This is a genomic window from Streptomyces sp. H39-S7, from assembly GCF_027158205.1.
Taxonomy (GTDB): Bacteria; Actinomycetota; Actinomycetes; order Streptomycetales; family Streptomycetaceae; genus Actinacidiphila.
This window is the reverse complement of record NZ_JAPVLU010000094.1, coordinates 1-18,146: the sequence shown is the minus strand read 5'-3', so window position 1 is coordinate 18,146 and position 18,146 is coordinate 1. Positions and strand designations below refer to the sequence as shown.

Sequence of the window (18,146 nt, the reverse complement as noted above, 5' to 3'; positions counted from 1 at the left end):
CGTCAGCATCCGCCTGGAGCTGTTCGAAGATGAACTGCCATGTGCCGTCGCGCTGCCACCGGCGGAACAGGTCGTAGACCCGGTCCCACGGCCCGTACCGTTCCGGCACGTCCCGCCACGGCGTCCCAGCCCGGGTCCGCCACCGTATGCCGTCCATCAGTTGCCGCCGAGTCCACAGCCGCGGCCGCCCCGGCTTGCAGCCCACCGGCAGCAACGGCTCAAGCCTCGCCCACTGTGCATCCGTCAGATCTCCACGCGCCACACCATGATCATCACCGATCAAGATCCACTTTCGCAACAGACCCTAGGTCGGGTAGCGGCTCATCGCCTGGATGCCGGCCAGTGGCGTCAGCGGCCGGCCGCTACGGCGGGGTCGTCCCGTGATGCGCTGCTCGTCGCTTCGTCGGTCATGCTCCCAGTGCACCGCCAGGGTCGTGCGACTGTCCAAGACCCCTTCCGCGACGTTGATACCTACGGGGTATCGTTGCAGCGTGGAGCTACGTACCCTGCGCTACTTCGTGGCGGTGGCTGAGGAACTGCACTTCGGCCGGGCCGCCACCCGGCTGCACATGAGCCAGCCGCCACTGAGCCGGGCGATCAAGCAGTTGGAGTCCGAGATCGGTGCCCTGCTGTTCGCCCGCTCGCCTGCCGGAGTCGCACTCACCCCGGTGGGTGCCGTGCTGCTCGATGAGGCGCGGGCCCTGCTCGAGCACGCCAACCGCGTCCGTGTCCGCGTGAGCGCGGCGGCCGGTACTGCGACGCTGACGGTCGGCATCCTGGGCGACAGCACCGACCCGGGGGCCACCAAACTGGCCGCCGCCTACCGTCGAACCCACCCCGGCGTCGACGTCCGCATCCGCGACACCGACCTCACCGACCCCACCTGCGGGCTGCGCGCCGGACTGGTCGACGTCGCCCTGACGCGGGCACCTTTTGACGCTACCGCCCTGACGGTGCGTGAACTGCGAACGGATCCGGTGGGCGCGGTCCTCCGCGCCGACGATCCGCTGGCCCGCCGCGGCCGGCTGCGCCTGGCCGACCTCGGCGACCGCCGCTGGTTCCAGTTTCCCCCGGGCACCGACCCGATCTGGCAGGCGTACTGGAACGGTGGCGAGCCGCGCGAGGGGCCCCTGGTGCGCGTCGTCCAGGAGTGCCTGCAGGCCGTGCTGTGGAACGGCACCGTCGGCCTGGCCCCGCTCGGCCACGACCTGCCCGCGGGGCTGGCGGTGGTGCCGCTGATCGACATGGTGCCAAGCCGCGTGGTGGCGGTGTGGAACGAGGGCGACACCAATCCGTTGATCCGGTCGTTCGTCGACATCGCGTCGGCGGCGTACCGCGACTGACTACCCGGCGATCGATGCTGCCGTCCGCGTATCAGCACCGGCCTTCTCGGGGAGGGAGCGCCGTGGTTTCGGGGCACCAGCGGCAGTTGCGTGAAAAGGGCCTGACCGTTTTCGAGGCTTCGCCGCCGGCCCCCTGGCGCGCGGCCCTGGACCGGCGAAGCCCATAGGCGGCCGGCGGCCGGCGGCCGTTGTCCTGGCTCTGGCTCTGGGGCTACCGGCTGATGGTGACCGGCGGCGGGGTCCATCGGCTCTTGGACGGCACCGTGGTACTGACACCGAAGTCGCTCTTGAGTTGCTCGGGGATGGCGTAGTGCATGACGCGGCCGCGGGTGAGGGTGGACAGTTCGAGGACGCTCGTCAGGTGTCCGACCCGGTCCAGTGCCCAGGCCGCCAGCGGTGAACGGTCCTCGATGGTTTCCAGGACCCCCAGCAGGGCGGGGACGGCCTTGACGAGGGTGTCCCAGGTGGTGCGGGGAACGTTCAGCCAGTCGGCGCAGGTGTCGCCGATCAGGTAGCGGATCAGTGCGCCGACGACCGGGTCGAAGAGAGTACCGGGCACGACCTCTTCGTAGAGGTCGATGAGCTGGCGGGTGAGCTGGGCGCCTTCCTCGCTTGGGCCCATGTGGCGGGTCATGTACAGGTCGGAGAACGTGCGGGCTTCCTGGAGGTCCTGTGGGACATGCTCCTGGTCGATGCCGAGGATCGCGCCGACCACTTTCCAGGCGTAGTAGTAGGCGTCGGCGCCTTCGGTGCTCATGTGGATACCGAGGCGGTGCAGGGCATCGAGAACTTGGATGGAGAACATCATCTGCCCGCCGATCATGTCCTCCTGACAGATCGGCGTGCCCAGAGCGGCGGTGTCCCAGCGGTCCTCGCGCTGGAGGTGGTGGCGGATCGACGCGTGCAGCAGGCGCACTTTCTGCGCGGCGGGAAGGAAGCGGCTGCCGGCTTCGAACGCGTCGGGCTGCATGAGGTAGACGGTGAACTGGCCGGTCTCGGCCATCCGCTTGGAGGGGTACTTCAGCGAGTGGGTGGCCGACAGCAGCTTGGCGATGTGGGGCACGACGTAGCAGGCGGGCATCGAGGCGAACGACAGGGCGGTGGAGATGTGGACGTTGTTGTCGATGAAGAACAGCCGGGCCTTCTCCATCTCGGCCCAGTCCACCCAGGACGGCGGCGTGCTGGTCTGGTGCAGGTACTCGCGGGCGACGTCGGGCAGTCCGTCGGGAAGGTCCTGGCCGACGGTGGAGACGTAGCGCATGAGCGTGTTGAACGTGCCGACCTCGCCGCGCTCGAACAGCGTCGCCACGGTCGCGTCGGCGAGTTCGTCCCCTTGGGTGCGCAGGGTGTCCATGGATGCCGGGGTGTAGGTCATCGTGCTGCTCCCGTGGAGTGGGTGGCGGTCAGTGGGGGCGATTGGTGGGTGCGGTCGGTGAGTGCGGTCGGTGGGTGGCGGTCAGTGGGTGCGGTCGGTCGCGTGCGTCGCCAGGTCCGCCAGCGCGCGGCGGGCCTCGCCGGTCAGGTCCGCAGCGGCCAGGGCGTCGTGCGCCTGACGGAGCCGGGCGGCGATCATGACCTCGACGCGGGTGACGGCCCCGGTGCGGCGGGCGATCTCCCGGACCCGTTCCACCTGCTGGTCGGTGAGGTCCGCCTGCCCGAGCAGGTGGCGCAGCTCGGCACGTTCGGTCGGCGTGGCGGAGGCGAGGGCGTGGGCCATCAGGGCGGTGGGGCGGTTCCCTGCCAGATCGTCGGCGGGATCCTTGCCGGTGTGCTCCGGGTCGCCGAACAGGCCCAACAGGTCGTCGCGCAGTTGGAACGCCTCGCCCAGCGGCAGGCCGTAGTCGCTGTACGCCTGCAGCAGGCGCGGCGGGGCGCCGGCGAGGAGGCCGCCGATCTGCAGCGGATGCTCGACCGTGTACTTGGCGGTCTTGTAGCGGATCACCTTCACCGATGCGTCCGGGTCCGGCTCGCGGCCGGTGTGCATCACCTCCAGGCACTCACCGGCCACCAGTTCGCGGGCCAGCACCGCCCACATCGGCCGGGCCCGGTTGAGGTAGGCGCCGGGCAGGCCGCAGCCGGTGAACAGCTGGCCGGCCATCGACATCAGCAGATCCCCCACCAGCATGGCCAGGGCCCGGGCGCCGACCGTCGGCCGTGCGTGATGGGGCAGGGCCTCCCGCAGGGCGATGTGCGCGGTGGGGCGGCCGCGCCGGGTGCGGCTGTGGTCGATCAGGTCGTCGTGCACGACTGCCGCCGCGTGGACCAGTTCGATCGCACCGGCGGCGCGTACCAGCGCCTCGCTGTCCGGCTGGCCCGTCCCGCGCCAACCCCAGTAACAGAACGCCGCCCGCAGGCGTTTGCCCTGACCGGCTGCGGTATGGAGCTGCTCCGACAGCGGCGTCAGGCAGTCATCGATGTCGGCCAGCGCTTGTGCTTCCTCGGCGACGAACGTGCTGAGGACCTGGTCGATGCGCTTCTTCAGTAAGGCGTGCTCCTCACGTTCACTCACCGCTGTGCTCCGCCTGCAGGCGGGCGGTGACCGTGCGGGCCAGAATCTCCAGGTGAGCCGGGGCCGGAGCCGCGTGCCGGTCCAGGAGCAGGCGGCCGCGCGCCTTGGTCTCCTCCTGGCCGTCAGCCAGGAGTTCCGCGATATCCGCGCGGCGCAACAGGCCGCTGACCCCGCCCACGGCGCTGCTCAACCCGCTGAACGCCAGATCGGCGAGGCCCGCCACCAGGGCCACCGCATCCTCGGCCAGGCCCGGCCCGCAGCCGTCATGGTGTGTCACGACATGTCTCCTCACATCGCACGTCTCCCCCGGCCACGGCCGGGTGGGAGGCTGATCGGCAGGTCTCAGGGTCGGGAGGCCGCAGGGTCCGGAAGCCTCGGGGCGGGAGGCTTCCGGGTCGCGAGGTCTCGGGGGCGGGAGGTCTCCGAGGCGGGAGGCCTCCGGGGCGCCGGGGTATGCCAGGAGTACTCATTGGCGTCGTCGAACCGCGGCAGGGCTTTTTCGCCATGACACTCCCCACCCGGTCGTACCACCAGCCCGACGTGGCAAGTGTCGGGGGCAAGCACCATGCGCCGCGCCGAAAACGGTCGCCACGTCACCCGTACGAGGACCGCGAGCCGCGCCACCCCACCACGCGAACGCCCGCGGGGACCGTACACAGCGGGGGTGTTGCTCCTCGTCCGCCGGTCGGACAGGTCAGGCCCCGGACAGCGCCGGCGGCGCGTCGTCCGCCCTCCTCAGGGAGGCCGACAGGGCGCGGGCCTGGTGCTCGGTCATCCGGGAGGTCTCGTAGGGCACGGCGTTGACCCAACGCTGGGTCAGCCGGGCGATCCGCTCGCCGTACCGCTCCGCGGTGATCCGGTCGCCGCGCGATCCGGCGTGCTCCGGCCCCTGGTCGGCGTGGCTCTGGCTCATCAGACCCAGCCACGAGCCCAGCCGGTTCACATCGTCGCGGGAACCACCGCTCCAGTTGTTGCCCGGCATGTCGCCCACGCCGACCCACTGCATGCCCAGCTGCGCGCCGAAGACCGCCAGCGGCTCCAGGACCGCCAGCTTGTCGCCGCTCTGCGAGGCAGACATGGTGAACCCCGCGGCCAGCTTGTCCTTCCACGCCTGTGTCACGAACGGCGTGAAGGCCGCCTCCATGAACGCCTTGAACACCGCCGACACGCTGCCCATCAGCGTCGGGCACCCGAAGACGATGGCGTCGGAGCGCTCGAGCAGTTCCAACACCTCCTCCTCGTGCCAACGGCCCGCGATGACGTCCTCGGGCCGGATCTCGACGAGATGCACCTGAGCGCCCGGCACCAGCCGCGCCCCGTCGGCGAGGTGCTCGGCCAGGACCCGGGTGTGCCCGTGCACCGAGTGGTAGACCACCGTCACCGTGACCATCGGTGCGTCGTGCTCACGGTCAACGTCATTGCCTGTCATGTGCCGTTCCCTGCTTCCGGTCGTGGGGAGATCCTTGCTTGCCCACCCATCACAGCCGGTGCACGGCACCGCATCAACGCCGGACTCCGATACACAGCGATCGGTCGGACCGATCGATCGCGTAGCCTGCTCCCGTGGACAGGATGGAACTGGAAGCATTTGTCGCGGTCGCCGAAGAGCTCCACTTCGGCCGCGCCGCCGCGCGCCTGCACCGGGGGCAGCCCACTGTCAGCGACGCGGTCAGACGGCTGGAGAGCGCTCTGGGCGGGCGGCTGTTCCACCGCACCAGCCGCCGGGTGTCGCTGACCGACCTCGGCGAAGCGTTGCTGCCCGACGCCCACGCCACCCTGGCCCAGCTGCGACACTTCCAGCAGCGCGGACGCTCCCTGGCTGCGGGCGACCCAGCTCGCACCACACTCGTCGTCGCCCACGCCGAATACACCGGCCAGCAGCTGCTGTTGCGCTGCCTGCCGCAACTGCGCGAGCGTTTCCCCGACGTGACGATCGTGCCGAAGGCCATGCCGACCGCAGCCCAGGTTCCGGCCCTGCGGGCAGAGACGATCGGGCTGGGCGTCGGCTGGGCGGTCGGCGACGTCATCGGCGTCCGCGCACGGGTGCTGTCGACCGAGAGGTTCATGGCGCTCGTACCCGCGGCCCACCCACTGGCGGGGCACGCGGAGCTGAGCGCGTCCGAGCTGTCCACTTCCGACCTGCTCACCTGGCCCCATCAGATCAACAGCGGTCTCTGCGACCGCCTCCTGTCCGCCTTCCACATCGGCGGAGCCGACCTGCGCATCATCAGAACGGCTGACAGCGTGCACGCCATCGCCGCTCATGTCGCCGCGGGAACGGGCATCGGCATCACCGTCGAATCCGCACTCGACCACCGGCCATCCGGCCTGCGCGTCATCCCCCTCTCCGGCCCCTCGACCACCGTCGACCAGGTCGTCCTCACTCCCCTCGAGCCGTCGGACACCGCCACGGCACTGCGCGACCTGCTGCTGCAGGCCGCGGACAATGTGTCCAAGAGGGACGCGTTCGCGGGCTGAACATGTCGTAGTGACCTGCCAGTGCGAACGGATATGCCGCGAGCAGGAGGACAGACAGACCGGCGACGGTGGAGCCATCATGGCCGTCATGGAACGACCGAGGCAGCTCATCGAGTGCGGAGACTTCGTCCTGCGCCGCTGGCGGGGCCAGGACGACTTCGCTGCCGCGTTCACGTTGATCGAGGAATCGGTGGACCACCTGCGCCCCTGGGAGCTGTGGGCCACCCGGCACAGCGAGACGAGCACCCGCGGCTTTCTCACGCGGTCCGCGTCGCAGTGGGCGAGCGGTGACGTGTACAACTACGCCATCACCCAGGTGGACACCCTCATCGGCATGTGCCAGAGCTACCGGGGGGCCGAGCCTCGGGGCCGGCGCATCGGGTACTGGCTGCACCCTGCCGCCACCGGTCAGGGCATCGCCACAGGTGCCACCGCGGCCATGGTCACCGAGATGTTCACCCTGCCGGAGGTGGATTACCTGGAGATCACCCACGACCTGGCCAATATCTCCAGCGCCGCCATACCGCGCCGGTTGGGCTTCACCGAAGTCCGGCATCAACAGGCAATGCCGCCCGCAGCTCCCGCGGGTGTCGGGATCGACGTGATCTGGCGGTTGAACCGCCCTGCGGTGATCACCGACGCGGTGCGCGCGGGCCGGCCCGCACCGGTGGTCGAAGACCTGCGCCTCAGGCCCGGACCGCGGTGATGACCACCGGGGCCTCCTCGCCACGGCGCCGATCGTTCGGCATCAGCTTGAGCGTGAGGGTGGTGCCGTCCCAGGTGACGGGGAGTTCTCGCGAGGGGTCGGTGGAGGGGTCCGGTGACCAACCGAGCTTGACGGACGTGCCCTTGCCCACCTGATCCGGTACCCCGGTCCCCGTCCAACCGGCTTGGTCACTGCCGTTGTCGTTCTTCGGGTCGATGACCGAGAGCGTTCCCGCCGAGAAGCTGTACGTCCCCGAACGCGTGACGTCATCCATGTGCCAGGCGCCGGCCGCAATGGTGATCGTCGAGTATGAATCGTGGGTCTTGCCCGCCGGAGTGATCGTCAGCTTCCAGGTGCCGCGCGCGAACGCGTCCAAGGCGACAGCCCCGACGGTGAGCTTATTGTCCGAGCCTCCGGAGTTCTTCTTCCCGCCGCAGGCCGCGACGGCGACGGTTACCAGCCCGATACCCGCGTACCTGAGCGCGGCCCGTCTGCCCACGATCCGTTCCAGCTGCCTGAGGTCAGCGAGCATGATGAAACACTCCTCCGGTCCGCGATTTCTCTGACGCGCCCGCGTACCATCGCAGCCGACGCAGACATCCAACCCCGGCGAATGCCCGACACACCCGCCCTCCGCCACGCGGACAGAGCAGCTCCCCACAATCCGACATCGTCCCCGTTACGGCCCACACGGAGCCTGTCACACCCCGACCCTCGCGGTACTGCCCTCAGCCCGATCCACCCACCGTGCAGCGCTCAACCCGCCGGCCGGCCGGACCAGGGCGGCAGCAGTGGCAGTGGCAGCGTCCCAGCCGATGCCCGGAGCCACCGTCCCAACAGCCTCGACGGGCGTGCGTGGGTGCGCCTCGGCCCGGCGACCTCGAGCGGTCACGGACGCAGCGATGAGTTTTCCCGGCCCGGCAAGTCAGCACTGTTGCCGACAACAGAGGAGGAACACGTGGCTCAGCTACTGCGGGTCCAGAATTTCAACGTCTCGAGCGATGGCATCGGTGCCGGCGAGGACCAGACCCTCGAACGGCCCTTCGGGCATGTCGACCCCGGGAGACTGTTCGCCTGGGCCGGCGCCACCGCGAGCTGGCCCATGCGCACCGAACCCGGAGGGAGCCGGGGCCTGGACGACTACCTCACGCGCGACTACGCCCGCAACATCGGCGCGGAGATCATGGGTCGCAACAAGTTCGGGCCCCAGCGCGGGCCCTGGCAGGACCATGAGTGGCAGGGCTGGTGGGGTGACGAGCCGCCGTTCCACACCCCGGTATTCGTTCTGACCCACCACAAGCGGCCGTCGATCACACTCTCCGACACCACGTTCCACTTCGTCGACGGCGACCCTGCCACAGTCCTCGACCAGGCTCGCGAGGCGGCCCAGGGCAAGGACGTCCGACTCGGTGGCGGGGCCACCACCATCCGGCAGTTTCTCGACGCCGACCTCGTCGACACCCTGCACGTGGTCGTCTCGCCGGTGAAGTTCGGGTCCGGAGTACGGCTCTGGGGATCCCCCGATGAGCTGCTCGACCGGTTTCATTTGGAGGTCGTTCCCAGCCCCAGCGGGGTGGCGCACCACCTGTTCTGGCACAAGTGACGGGTCATCAGGAAAGGCCCCGGCCGGCCGGCTCGTCGTCGCCGGCGGGGTAGCCGGCCGGCAGGGGCGTCGATACGTTGATCGCATGGCCCACGATGACCGGCTTCTTCTCAGCTCGTCCTTCGGCGCTGCGGCGGGCGCGTACGGCGAGCACCGTCCGGACTACGCCCACGCGGCGGTGCGCTGGGCGCTCGAGCCGGCCCCCGGTCCGCGTGTGCTCGACCTGGGCGCCGGCACCGGCAAGCTGACCGCGACGCTGCTCGCGCTGGGGGCCGAAGTCATCGCGGTCGAGCCCGACCCGGCGATGTTGACCGAGCTGCGCCGGTCGCTGTCGGCTGTCCGGGCCCTGCCGGGTACTGCGGAGGCGATCCCGCTGCCGGACGCCTCCGTCGATGCTGTGCTGGCCGGCAACGCCATGCACTGGTTCGACATGGCCCTCGCGGGGCCCGAGATCTCCAGGGTCCTCGCGCCCGGCGGCGTTCTGGCCGGCCTGTGGAACCTTGTGGACGACCGGGTCGAGTGGGTGGCCGGGCTCGCGCGGGTCAGCGGGAGCGCGGCCATCGGCCCGCGCGACACACCCAGCGCTTGGCGCGCCGAAACAGCCGACACGCATCTTCCCAAGGCCGCGTCCGGCGTGGCCGCCCGATTCGGTTCTCCGGAGCAGGCCGAGTTCCCACACGGACAGCGCCGCACCGCCGACTCCCTCGTCGCAACCATCGCGACGCGCGCGGGGGTGCTGGTCATGCGGGCACCAGAACAGCAGGCCACGTTGGGTCGGATCCGCGCCTTCCTCGCCGGCAGACCGGAGACCGCGCACGGCGAGTTCACGCTCCCGATGCAGACCGGCGTGCTGCGCGTTCGGCGGCTGTGAAGCGTCAGGACGCCTCCCGAGCCCGATGCACCGCCGCCGGCACGCGGCATCAGCGCGCGAGCGCCCGCCCGTGCGCCCGGGTGCCCCCGTGCGCCCCTGCAGGACGGATGCCCCCGAACTGGATCCTCGCGACCATGAACTGCCGCCCTCGGCCGGCCAGTCGCGCCCGGGGCGGTCCGGGGGTTGCGTGGCGGGCGGCCACGCTCGACGACGACCGCAGGACCATCGCGACAGCAGAAGTGCGACGGCGGCCGTGGCTGTGCGACCGGCCCTGACGGGGGCGGCGGCGCGACGGTCGTCTGTGCGCGCCGCCGACGGCCGGCACACCTCGGCCACGACGAGGGGCCGTTGGAACGAAACGCCTGATCAGGTACCACGATCACTGGGGGAACGATGGGACGACGCTGGCTGATCACGGGTTGCTCCTCGGGCCTGGGGCACGCACTGGCCGCCGCCGCCGCGGCGGCCGGGGACGAACTGGCGGTGACCGCCCGCAAGACCGCGGACCTGGAGGGGCTGGTGGCGGCCTGGCCCGGGCGCATCATCCCGGTCCCTCTCGAACTGCGGGATGCCGCCTCCTGCGAGGAAGCGGTCGGCACCGCGGTCGAGCGCCTCGGCGGAATCGACATCCTCGTGAACAACGCCGGTGTCGGCCTGTTCGGCGCGGTCGAGGAGGTCTCGGACGTCGAGCTGCGGGAGCAGTTGGAGATCCTGACGGTGGGCCCGTGGCGGCTGACCCGTCTCGTCCTGCCACTGATGCGAGCTCAGGGGCACGGGCACATCGTGAACGTATCGTCCGTGGTCGGCCGGATGGCCTTCCCGGGCATGGGTGCCTACGGCGCCGCGAAGCACGCTCTGGAGGGCATGAGTCAGGCCCTGGCCATCGAGGCGGCCCCGCACAACATCCGCGTGACCGTGCTCGAGCCGGGTATGTTCGCCACGCGCTACGGCACGTCCATGACCGAGGCCGACCACCGTATCGCCGCCTACGACGGCACCAACCGCGAGATGCTCGAGGGCTCCCGCGGCCTCGCGGACAACCCCGAGACCGGCCGCCCCGAAAACTTCGCGGCACAGGTCCTCGCCATCGTCGCCGCCGACGGCCCCACGCCCCTGCGTATCCCGGTCGGCGACGACGCGTACGGCTTCCTGGACCTGGCCGAGCAGGCCTCCCGCACGGAGTTCGCCGCCGCCCGGCTCCTCACACAGAGCCCACCGATGCCCTAGCGGCGGGCCTTCCCCCTCCGGGGGGAGACCCCGGGGGCGATCACCTGACGAGGAGTGAATTCCTCAACCCGTCATGCCTGAAACTGTAGACGGCTCCTTGCTGCCGCAGGACGCCCCGCGAGTGGGCGTCCTCCAGGAAACTCATCGGTCTCCACGGCAGGCTTCCGTGCAGGGCCAGCCGCCACCGGGTCACCGTGTACCACCCCCAGGCACTGGTGTTGAGCAGCACGAGGAGTGCCGCAAGGGTTGCCGCGAGCAGGATGAGGGCCCCGGTGAAATTGCCCGCCAGGACGGCGGCCAATGTTGGCCCGGTGGAGAGCAGGCAGGCCACGAAGCCGATGAGCAGGATGCCGCTGCGGTTGTTGCGCAGGGCGCCCTGCGGGCTGACGGACCGCTGGGAGGGCCATCGGCGCCCCAGTACCTGAAGGGGTCGAGAGGTGGTCAGTCTCTCCAGGATTCCTCGGTGCGACTGCGGCGGGCTCGCGACGAGCGCGGTCGCTGCTCCCAGCAGGCCTCCGGTGATCAGAGAGTCCTGCAGTATCTCGTCCGAGGCGGCATAAAGGACGTCGAGGTTGGCCGTGATGGCGATGGTGAGCGCGATGAACATGAACAGGCCGCCGAAGGCGGCGCCGAAGAGCCCGAGCCACGCACGGGAGGCGGCGCGGGGTAGCGACGTATGCAGCCGCCACCAAGCGATGTCGGTTCCTTGTCCCGTTCTGATCTGCCATTCCGCGAGAAAGGAGAACCACCGCGTCACCCGCTCGGCGGGGTATCGGCTGCCGCGGCCCGGGTGCTGGGGGCGCGCGCTGTAGACGGCCGGAAGGTATCTCCGGTGCAGTTGCGTCCGGATGCCCTCCTCCGGGAACGACAGGAGTTCGGTCGGGTCGGTGCGCGGGGCCTGATACGACGTGCGCACGAGATCGAGCAGCAGCGGAGTCGTCAGGACCCGGCTCACCGGAGCCTCCGGCGCCTGCCGCAGCGCCTCCAGAATCAGGTTCCACCGCGTGCCGCTGGATGAGGCGCTTGCTTGGAGGTAGTCGGCGGCGTCGTCGGGGGCCAGGGGCTGGAGTTCGATGACGGCCGCCTTGCGCAGAGTCTGCCCGGTGCGGTCGAACGCCGCGTGGTAAGGCTCCGTGCGGCAGGCCACCAGCAGGGGTTGGGTGAACGGGGCCTCGGCCAGGGCGTTCAGCGCCAGGTCCAGCAGATGGCTCGGCAGTTCGTCGAGGCCGTCCAGGATGGGCAGGATCAGTGGGCTGTCGGCCAGTTCCCGCACGAGGTGGCTGCCGAGCGGGGTGTGAAGCGGACCGGAGTAGTCCTCGCGCAGCCTGCGCGCGATCCAGTACCGCAGACTTTCGGTGTCCGGTCGCCAGGTGGCGGCCGACAGGAGCACGGGAACCGGGGCTGCGCCTTCCGGGATCTGGCCCTTGAGCATGCGCAGAGCCAGCAGGATCAGCGCCGTGGTCTTGCCGGCCCCGGGGTCTCCCAGGAGCACCATCTGCCGGGTCGGCACCGTGAGGAAGCCCTCGTAGAGGCGTTGCACGACACCGGTGAGGGGTTCTTCCGGCCGCACCGGACCGCCTTGCAACCACATGCCGTCCGCCGGTCCCAGGGTAGGTCGTTCCGTCATGTGCCACCGCACCGGTAGGGGTGCGGCGGCGGTGAGCCGGCGGAACGCCGCCTCACCCTCCAACTGCGCGGTGACGAGCCGCCGCAGCGTCACCGCGGTCCCGACCAGCTCGGGGTCGGCCATGGCCGACGCCACCGCCTCCCAGCCGCTTCCCAGCGGCGCAGCCGCCGGCGGCTCCGCGCTTCGGCTGCGGGCCGCCCGCGCCACCCGCTCGCTGAGCGGCTCGACGCCTGCCGCGGTCAGGTGCTCGACGACGACCGGGCGTCCGGTGGACCGGGTGAGGTACGCCGGGGCCTGCTCCGTGGAGCCGCCGGGCAGGACAACCGCCAGATGGGGCTTCGGGGCGAGCCCGAGCTCGTCGCGGACGAGGTCCGCGGCCCGCGGCGGTGCCGCGCCGCCCGCGTCTTCGGCCCTGGCGTCCTGCACGCGGGCCGCGGGAACGACCTCGAGCACGACGTCCGCCGCGCGCACCTCGTCCGCCAGCCACGACACCCAGTCGGCGCGGCGCTGCCCGGGCGGCTGGTCCAGGCGGGCGTCGGCGCCCTGTTCGCGCAGCAGGTACCACAGCTCGCGCACGGCGCTGAAGTGCTCCGCGGAGTCGTAGGTGTAGGCGATGAACACCCGTGGCGGCACTCCCTGGAGGCGGGTCCCGGCGGCGCGCTGCCCGGCCACGGGCAGGTGTCGCTGGAAGCGGCTGAGCAGTGCTCGCCGTTCGGTCTCCGTCAGCTGCGACCGCAGCTCGGTGACCCGTCCGTCGGTGAGGTGGGCCACGACCCGTTCCGTGGCGGCGAGGACGGTGTTCTCCTGGCGCGGGCGGTCGCCGACGGTCGCCAGGGTCTCCTCGTACGCGTAGAAGCTCTTGTACGGGATCTCGACCTCGCCCCAGTACCGGTCGGGGTCGTCGACGTGCGACAGGAACCGGCCGAAGCGGGCGCGGGCGTAGTCGCGGCTCGCGTCGAGCTTGTCCAACTCCGCGTCCTCCACGCGCATCGGCACCGGGAAGACCTTCAGGTGGCCACTGCGGTGCTGGCTCTGGGCGGAGGTGGCCACGGCCGCGGCACCGTCGATGGCCTGGGTGCTCAGGGAGAAGCAGTCGACGAGGACGTCGGGCATCTGGACGGTGCAGATGCTCGCCGTGTCGCTGAGGCCGGTGCGGCTGTCGATCAGGACGTAGTCGTAGCCGCTGCGCATGTCCCGCTTGAGCGCTTCCAGGAACCCGCCTCCGCCCAGGCGGTCGTAGAAGTCGTCCCAGTCGAACGCGCTCACCAGGTTCGCGTAGGAGGGGTTCTGGCGGCCGGCCGGTACCAGGTCGACCGTTCCGGCGCCCGGGAAGGCGTCGTACTGCACCGAGACCGCGTAGGGCGCGACCTGGGCGTACTGCTCGTACCAGGCGGGGTCGTCCGGAAGGTCGTCGGCCGGATCGTCCGGGTCCACGGCGGCCTCGGCGAACGCCCACAGCAGGTCGATGATCCCGGGAGAGGACCGCAGCTCCGGGTCCGGCAGGAAGGGGTGGAAGTACCGGTGGAGTCCGGGGGCTTCGAGGTCCCAGTCGACGACCAGCACGCGCAGGCCGTTGTTCGCCAGGATCCAGGCGATGTTGGCCACGGCCATCGACCGGCCGGTGCCCCCTTTGTAGGAGTAGAAGGTGAGGATGGTCCCGTTCACGACGCCACCCCTCCTGGCCCGGCCACGACCGGGCGGGAGGACGGGCCCGGTTCGCGGACCGGGCGTACCTTCGTGGCCTGCTTGACGACCCGCCGGCGGATTTCGTCCAGTGCCCCGGCCAGCGCGGTCTCGAACTCCTTCATCGACTGGACGTTGTCGTGGAACACCTGCTTCTCGTCACTCCAGTTGGACAGGCACTCGTCGAGCATCTCCTCGGCCGTGCCCCGGTCGGCGGTGAGCGCCTCCCAGGACACGACCACGGCGGTGTTGGCATACCGCCGGTCGTTGAGACGGGCGAGGATCCGCTGGTAGTCCTCGAGCCCGGTGGCCCAGGGATCGACCAGCAGCACGACGAGTTCCCGCCGCTCCCGGGCCGCTTCGATCGTGTCGAGCAGCGTCTCGTCCAGCGGCTGCAGCCAGGAGAGCATGTTCTGCGCGAGGGCCACTCCCTGCGCCCGCAGCGCGAGCGGGTCGGGCGTCTCGGGGTGGTAGGGCCGCCAGTCCTCCCAGTCCTCGCCGTACGACTCCAGGACCGTGCGCACCATCCGCATGCGCTCCGTGCCGCCGGCCACCACGATGAAGGTGACGCGCCGGGGTCCGCGCACCGCGCCCCGTGGTCGCTCCCGGACGGGGGGCGGGGGTGTGGCGGCGGCGAAGGCGTTGGGGGCCCGCTCGAGGTCGAGGACGCCCACAGGGCGTGCGGGCGCCTTGGCGGCGTCGACGATCCGCTGCGTCAGCCCGAACAGGGCCTCCTCGTAGGCGTTCCTGCGACTGGTCACGCGCATCAGGAAGCGGAGGCCGTTCGCGGCGTAGTCGGCACCGAACTGGTCGCGGGTGTCCTGCACCCACGACGTGGCGTCCGGCACGCCGCCCAGCGGCGGTACCCACCACACGGGCACCACGCACAACGGTCGCGCTCCGGTCGCCCGGCGGTGCTCGTCCAGGCGCGCGTGGAAGGAGTGCCACTCCTGGCCGCAGTACTTGCTGGCGAAGAAATGCGACGAGTAGACGGGAACGAAAACGTCGCAGGTGCCGAGCGCTCCGCCGGTGGTGAGGGCCCAGTCCGATCCCGGCGGCTGGTTCTTGTCGAGGAATCCGACGTCCTGAGCCCGCCCGGTGCGGGCGCCGACCTCGAGGCACAGTTCGTCGAAGAACGTGTAAATGTAGTCATCGACCGCGTCGGTCCGGGCGTAGCTGAAGAAGAAGTGGGTCACGGGGCCTCGCACGGCGGGATCTGTCCTGCGGTTACCAGGGCACGTCACTGCCCGCTCGACTCACCGGCATGGGCTCCCGTCGGGGGAACCACCGCCGGTTGTCTCCGGGGTTTTCACGGCGCTTCTGCCTCCCGGCTGTCCCGGTGCGGCGATGCCAACTGCACCCAGGTGCCCATCTCCTGCTGTTCGATCCGTGTGACACTGGCGGCGAGAACACGGTCCCGGGTGGAGGTGTCCGCGTACGGCTCCGCACCGGTTCGGTACAGCCGCCGCTCGGCCTCCACCGCCTCCCGCGCCTGGCTGAAGCGCACGTAGTCGTCCTGCCAGTGAAAGGCCGCACGCAGTCCGGTCACGACCACGACGATCCCGCCGAGGACAGCCGGCGTACGGGCGTTGCCCGGGTGGAACACCGCGGTCACCGGAATGGCCGCCGACACCAGCAGTTGCACCACCTCCGTGAAGCGGTACAGACGACGCGCCTTGATCGCCGCCTTCAGGTACCAGCCGTAGGAACCGTCGGCCAGCCCGAGGGCGTAGCCGGGTGGCGCGGACTCGCCGGACGGTGAAGAGGACACGCGAGCTCCCCCGAGCAGGTGTGGCACCGATGGTGCACACACAGTAGCTGCCACGTCGCGGCCCGCGTGGGCATCCGCAGGATCAGGGGTCGCGGATTCTCCCCGGGTGAGGGTGCCTGACCCCTGATTCCGCCCGGGTCGTCACCTTCGGCGACGGGTGCACGCATGCCAGACGGACGCGCGCGTTCAACTCGCCTTGGTCGGGCGATCCCGGGAACCATCCAGAAGTCGATCCTCGATAGCGCGAGATTCCTGAGACCGGATGGTTGAGCAGCGCGATCAACTACTTCTCGGCGCTGCGCTGTTGGTGCCATGATCGAAGCGATCTGGCGACGTCGAAGCAGAGCCACAGAGTGACCGCGACAATACCCAGGAGCTCGATGAATCCCAGGATCCCTTCGTGTCCCGCAAAGGTCAGGCAGAAGACACAAAGGACCCAAAAGCGCACCGAATCCTTCAGGCGGGATGTTCTCGCAGTCACGACGATCCTCCTCACCCGATACAACGGCGCGCGCTTCGATCGACAGCATGCCGGGGGAATGGGCCATGGCCGCTGGGTAGCGGGCGAAGAAAGCGTGGGAAGGATACCTGCGGTGAATAGTCGCTTAAATGCGGGCACTTCAGCACAGCGTGCCACGTAAACAGGAGCACGAAATCGTCCGCCGGCGTCAAGTCCGCACGGCCGACAAGGTAACGGTTTGACCCACGCCCTCTGGGCACATACGTTCCCCTCTCTCGGCTTGATCCGGAAGGACAGGCTCCTTCGTGTCCTTGGGGGGACAATGAACGCATATTTTGACGTGCTCAAGCAGTACACCAACTTCAGCGGGCGTGCTCGCCGCCGCGAATTCTGGATGTACACCCTGATCGGCACCATCATCGCCATCGTCCTGCGGGTGCTGGACGCGATCGCCGGTACTGACCCGTGGATCGCCCTGCTCTTCAGCCTCGCGACGCTGCTGCCGACGCTGGCCGTGACCGCGCGCCGCCTGCACGACACGAACCGGTCGGGGTGGTTCATCCTCCTCTCGCTGATTCCCTGCGTCGGCGGCATCATCCTCATCGTGTTCCTGGCCACCGACAGCGCGCCGGGTGCCAACCAGTACGGTGCCAACCCGAAGGACGGACACGCGGGCTACACGGACGGCCCCCCGTTCACCCCCGCCGGCCCCCAGGGCTGACCGCCACTTCTCCCAGCGGCCCCCGGTTCACCGGGGGCCGCTGTGCGTTTCACCCCCTCGTGCGACGTGCCGCTCACGGACTGGGCGTCGGCGATGCGGTGGGTGATGCCCAACCGTGTTCCGTCAGGCCGCCGTCGCCCTTCAGATAGCCGAGAAGACCTGCGTGCGGGTACTCGATGATGTCCTCGGGCAGTTCCTGGACGCTGAACCACTGCAGACCAAGACACTTCGCCGGTTCCCGGTTGACCGGAATGCCGCGCCACTCGGTCGCCACGAAGAAGAAACCGATGCGCGTCCCGGCATCGGCCTGCCGGTGGTGCACGACGTGGACCAGACGCAGGTGATGCGGATCGACCACAACGCCGGTCTCCTCCGACAACTCCCGCGCGGCTCCCACCTTCAGGGACTCTCCGGGGTCGAGCTTTCCCGACGGCATGTGCCAGCGACCGTAGCCGTAGGGGCTGCCGCGCCGGGAGAGAAGCAGCTTGTCGCCGTCGCGGAGGATGACGTGGGTGTCGATGACAGGTTGTGCGGGTTGCGGTTCCATGATCCCTGGGGGCGTGAGGTCGGGAGAGGTGGTCGACGGTAACGAGGGAGCGGTGGTCCGGTCGGTTTCACGCGCCGGTTCGACATCTACGAGGAAGCGTGGAACAACGATTCCACGCTGCCAGGGCACAGGTGCCCAAAATGTGGAGGAGCCAGCCTCAATCTGGCCTATATCACGTCGCATTCATCCTGTGAGTACGTTTCGGCCGCAATGTGGTGCGCTACTTGCCTGCGCGGAATCCAGCTGTGCCGTCGCCCGAGACCGAAAGCCGGGAAGGTCTGGAACGGGGACGACGAGCAGCGCGAGCGGCCGATCCCCGACTACGCGCTGATCCCGCCGCAGTGGATCCCGCCGCCGGTCACATCCCACAGCCGACCGGCCAGGGGCGTTTCAAAGTCCGGATGATCACGTGAGTCCGCAGGCCAGGCGGTCGGGCCGGGCCCGTCACGTACGCAACGAAGCTCCGGTTGAACCAAGGCCGCGAAGTTAAGAGGCCGACAGTCCTGTCAACGGTGTGGGTTGTGCTGGCTGCTGGTGATCGTTGTGCATCCAGGCGGGCGCGAGGATGTAGGTCGCGCGGGCGACCTTCTGCAGGAGGCC

Annotated in this window: 18 protein-coding genes; 7 read left to right on the top strand and 11 right to left on the bottom strand. The window is 69.9% G+C overall.

Features of this window, described 5'->3' with window-relative positions:
- Together O3X23_RS42320 and O3X23_RS42315 are read right to left on the bottom strand one after the other, a co-directional pair.
- Positions 1-262 (bottom strand): transposase (locus O3X23_RS42320; protein WP_269280153.1); only part of this gene is annotated, 262 nt, incomplete at its 3' end.
- 42 nt (positions 263-304) lie between these two features.
- Positions 305-448: a hypothetical protein gene (locus O3X23_RS42315; RefSeq protein ID WP_269280145.1), complete on the bottom strand. Its 144-nt coding sequence runs from the start codon at positions 446-448 to the stop codon at positions 305-307.
- 43 nt (positions 449-491) lie between these two features.
- On the opposite strand from O3X23_RS42315, the gene O3X23_RS42310 reads away from it, so the two are divergent.
- Positions 492-1,343 (top strand): LysR family transcriptional regulator, encoded by an 852-nt coding sequence (locus O3X23_RS42310; RefSeq protein ID WP_443048145.1) that lies wholly within the window; start codon positions 492-494, stop codon positions 1,341-1,343.
- Between the two features lie 211 nt (positions 1,344-1,554).
- Here O3X23_RS42310 and O3X23_RS42305 read toward each other — a convergent pair whose 3' ends face one another.
- From O3X23_RS42305 to O3X23_RS42290, 4 genes are all read right to left on the bottom strand, one after another.
- Positions 1,555-2,718 carry an oxygenase MpaB family protein gene (locus O3X23_RS42305; protein ID WP_269280142.1) on the bottom strand — a complete coding sequence of 388 codons (1,164 nt, stop codon included), beginning with the start codon at positions 2,716-2,718 and terminating at the stop codon, positions 1,555-1,557.
- An 81-nt stretch (positions 2,719-2,799) separates the two neighbouring features.
- Positions 2,800-3,852, bottom strand: coding sequence for a polyprenyl synthetase family protein (locus O3X23_RS42300; RefSeq protein WP_269280139.1), 1,053 nt, complete (start codon positions 3,850-3,852; stop codon positions 2,800-2,802).
- Positions 3,845-4,129, bottom strand: coding sequence for a polyprenyl synthetase (locus O3X23_RS42295; RefSeq protein WP_269280136.1), 285 nt, complete (start codon positions 4,127-4,129; stop codon positions 3,845-3,847). The genes O3X23_RS42300 and O3X23_RS42295 overlap by 8 nt, the downstream gene beginning before the upstream one ends.
- 417 nt (positions 4,130-4,546) lie before the next feature.
- A complete protein-coding gene (locus tag O3X23_RS42290) occupies positions 4,547-5,281 on the bottom strand; it encodes a flavodoxin family protein (RefSeq protein ID WP_269280133.1) in 735 nt (244 codons plus the stop codon).
- A gap of 143 nt (positions 5,282-5,424) precedes the next feature.
- Here O3X23_RS42290 and O3X23_RS42285 point away from each other — a divergent pair, with 143 nt between their 5' ends.
- Together O3X23_RS42285 and O3X23_RS42280 are read left to right on the top strand one after the other, a co-directional pair.
- On the top strand, positions 5,425-6,330 hold the full coding sequence (locus tag O3X23_RS42285; protein ID WP_269280147.1) for a LysR family transcriptional regulator: 906 nt from the start codon (positions 5,425-5,427) through the stop codon (positions 6,328-6,330).
- 88 nt (positions 6,331-6,418) lie between these two features.
- Positions 6,419-7,036 (top strand): GNAT family N-acetyltransferase, encoded by a 618-nt coding sequence (locus O3X23_RS42280; RefSeq protein ID WP_269280130.1) that lies wholly within the window; start codon positions 6,419-6,421, stop codon positions 7,034-7,036.
- On the opposite strand, the gene O3X23_RS42275 is transcribed toward O3X23_RS42280, so the two are convergent.
- Positions 7,017-7,568 carry a hypothetical protein gene (locus O3X23_RS42275; RefSeq protein WP_269280127.1) on the bottom strand — a complete coding sequence of 184 codons (552 nt, stop codon included), beginning with the start codon at positions 7,566-7,568 and terminating at the stop codon, positions 7,017-7,019. The two genes, O3X23_RS42280 and O3X23_RS42275, sit on opposite strands and share 20 nt — an antisense overlap.
- Before the next feature lie 426 nt (positions 7,569-7,994).
- Between O3X23_RS42275 and O3X23_RS42270 the strand changes: the two genes are divergently transcribed.
- The 3 genes from O3X23_RS42270 to O3X23_RS42260 all read left to right on the top strand — a co-directional run bounded on the left by O3X23_RS42270 (position 7,995) and on the right by O3X23_RS42260 (position 10,737).
- Positions 7,995-8,639, top strand: coding sequence for a dihydrofolate reductase family protein (locus tag O3X23_RS42270; RefSeq protein ID WP_269280124.1), 645 nt, complete (start codon positions 7,995-7,997; stop codon positions 8,637-8,639).
- Between the two features lie 85 nt (positions 8,640-8,724).
- Positions 8,725-9,510, top strand: coding sequence for a class I SAM-dependent methyltransferase (locus tag O3X23_RS42265; RefSeq protein WP_269280121.1), 786 nt, complete (start codon positions 8,725-8,727; stop codon positions 9,508-9,510).
- A 393-nt stretch (positions 9,511-9,903) separates the two neighbouring features.
- Positions 9,904-10,737: an SDR family oxidoreductase gene (locus tag O3X23_RS42260; protein ID WP_269280118.1), complete on the top strand. Its 834-nt coding sequence runs from the start codon at positions 9,904-9,906 to the stop codon at positions 10,735-10,737.
- A gap of 40 nt (positions 10,738-10,777) precedes the next feature.
- Here the strand turns inward: O3X23_RS42260 and O3X23_RS42255 are convergent, their stop codons facing one another.
- The 3 genes from O3X23_RS42255 to O3X23_RS42245 form a co-directional block, all read right to left on the bottom strand.
- Complete coding sequence (locus O3X23_RS42255; protein ID WP_269280115.1) at positions 10,778-14,029, bottom strand: KGGVGR-motif variant AAA ATPase; 3,252 nt, start codon at positions 14,027-14,029, stop codon at positions 10,778-10,780.
- Entirely contained in the window at positions 14,026-15,255 is a 1,230-nt protein-coding gene (locus tag O3X23_RS42250; RefSeq protein WP_269280111.1) for a TIR-like protein FxsC, read from the bottom strand. Before O3X23_RS42250 ends, O3X23_RS42255 begins: the two co-directional genes overlap by 4 nt.
- 101 nt (positions 15,256-15,356) lie before the next feature.
- Complete coding sequence (locus O3X23_RS42245; RefSeq protein ID WP_269280108.1) at positions 15,357-15,818, bottom strand: DUF4231 domain-containing protein; 462 nt, start codon at positions 15,816-15,818, stop codon at positions 15,357-15,359.
- A gap of 782 nt (positions 15,819-16,600) precedes the next feature.
- Between O3X23_RS42245 and O3X23_RS42240 the strand changes: the two genes are divergently transcribed.
- The gene (locus tag O3X23_RS42240) at positions 16,601-16,999 is read left to right on the top strand and encodes a DUF805 domain-containing protein (protein ID WP_269280106.1); all 399 of its coding nucleotides are present in this window, start codon (positions 16,601-16,603) and stop codon (positions 16,997-16,999) included.
- A gap of 73 nt (positions 17,000-17,072) precedes the next feature.
- On the opposite strand, the gene O3X23_RS42235 is transcribed toward O3X23_RS42240, so the two are convergent.
- Complete coding sequence (locus O3X23_RS42235; RefSeq protein ID WP_269280103.1) at positions 17,073-17,675, bottom strand: NUDIX hydrolase; 603 nt, start codon at positions 17,673-17,675, stop codon at positions 17,073-17,075.
- Positions 17,676-18,146: the final 471 nt, after the last annotated feature.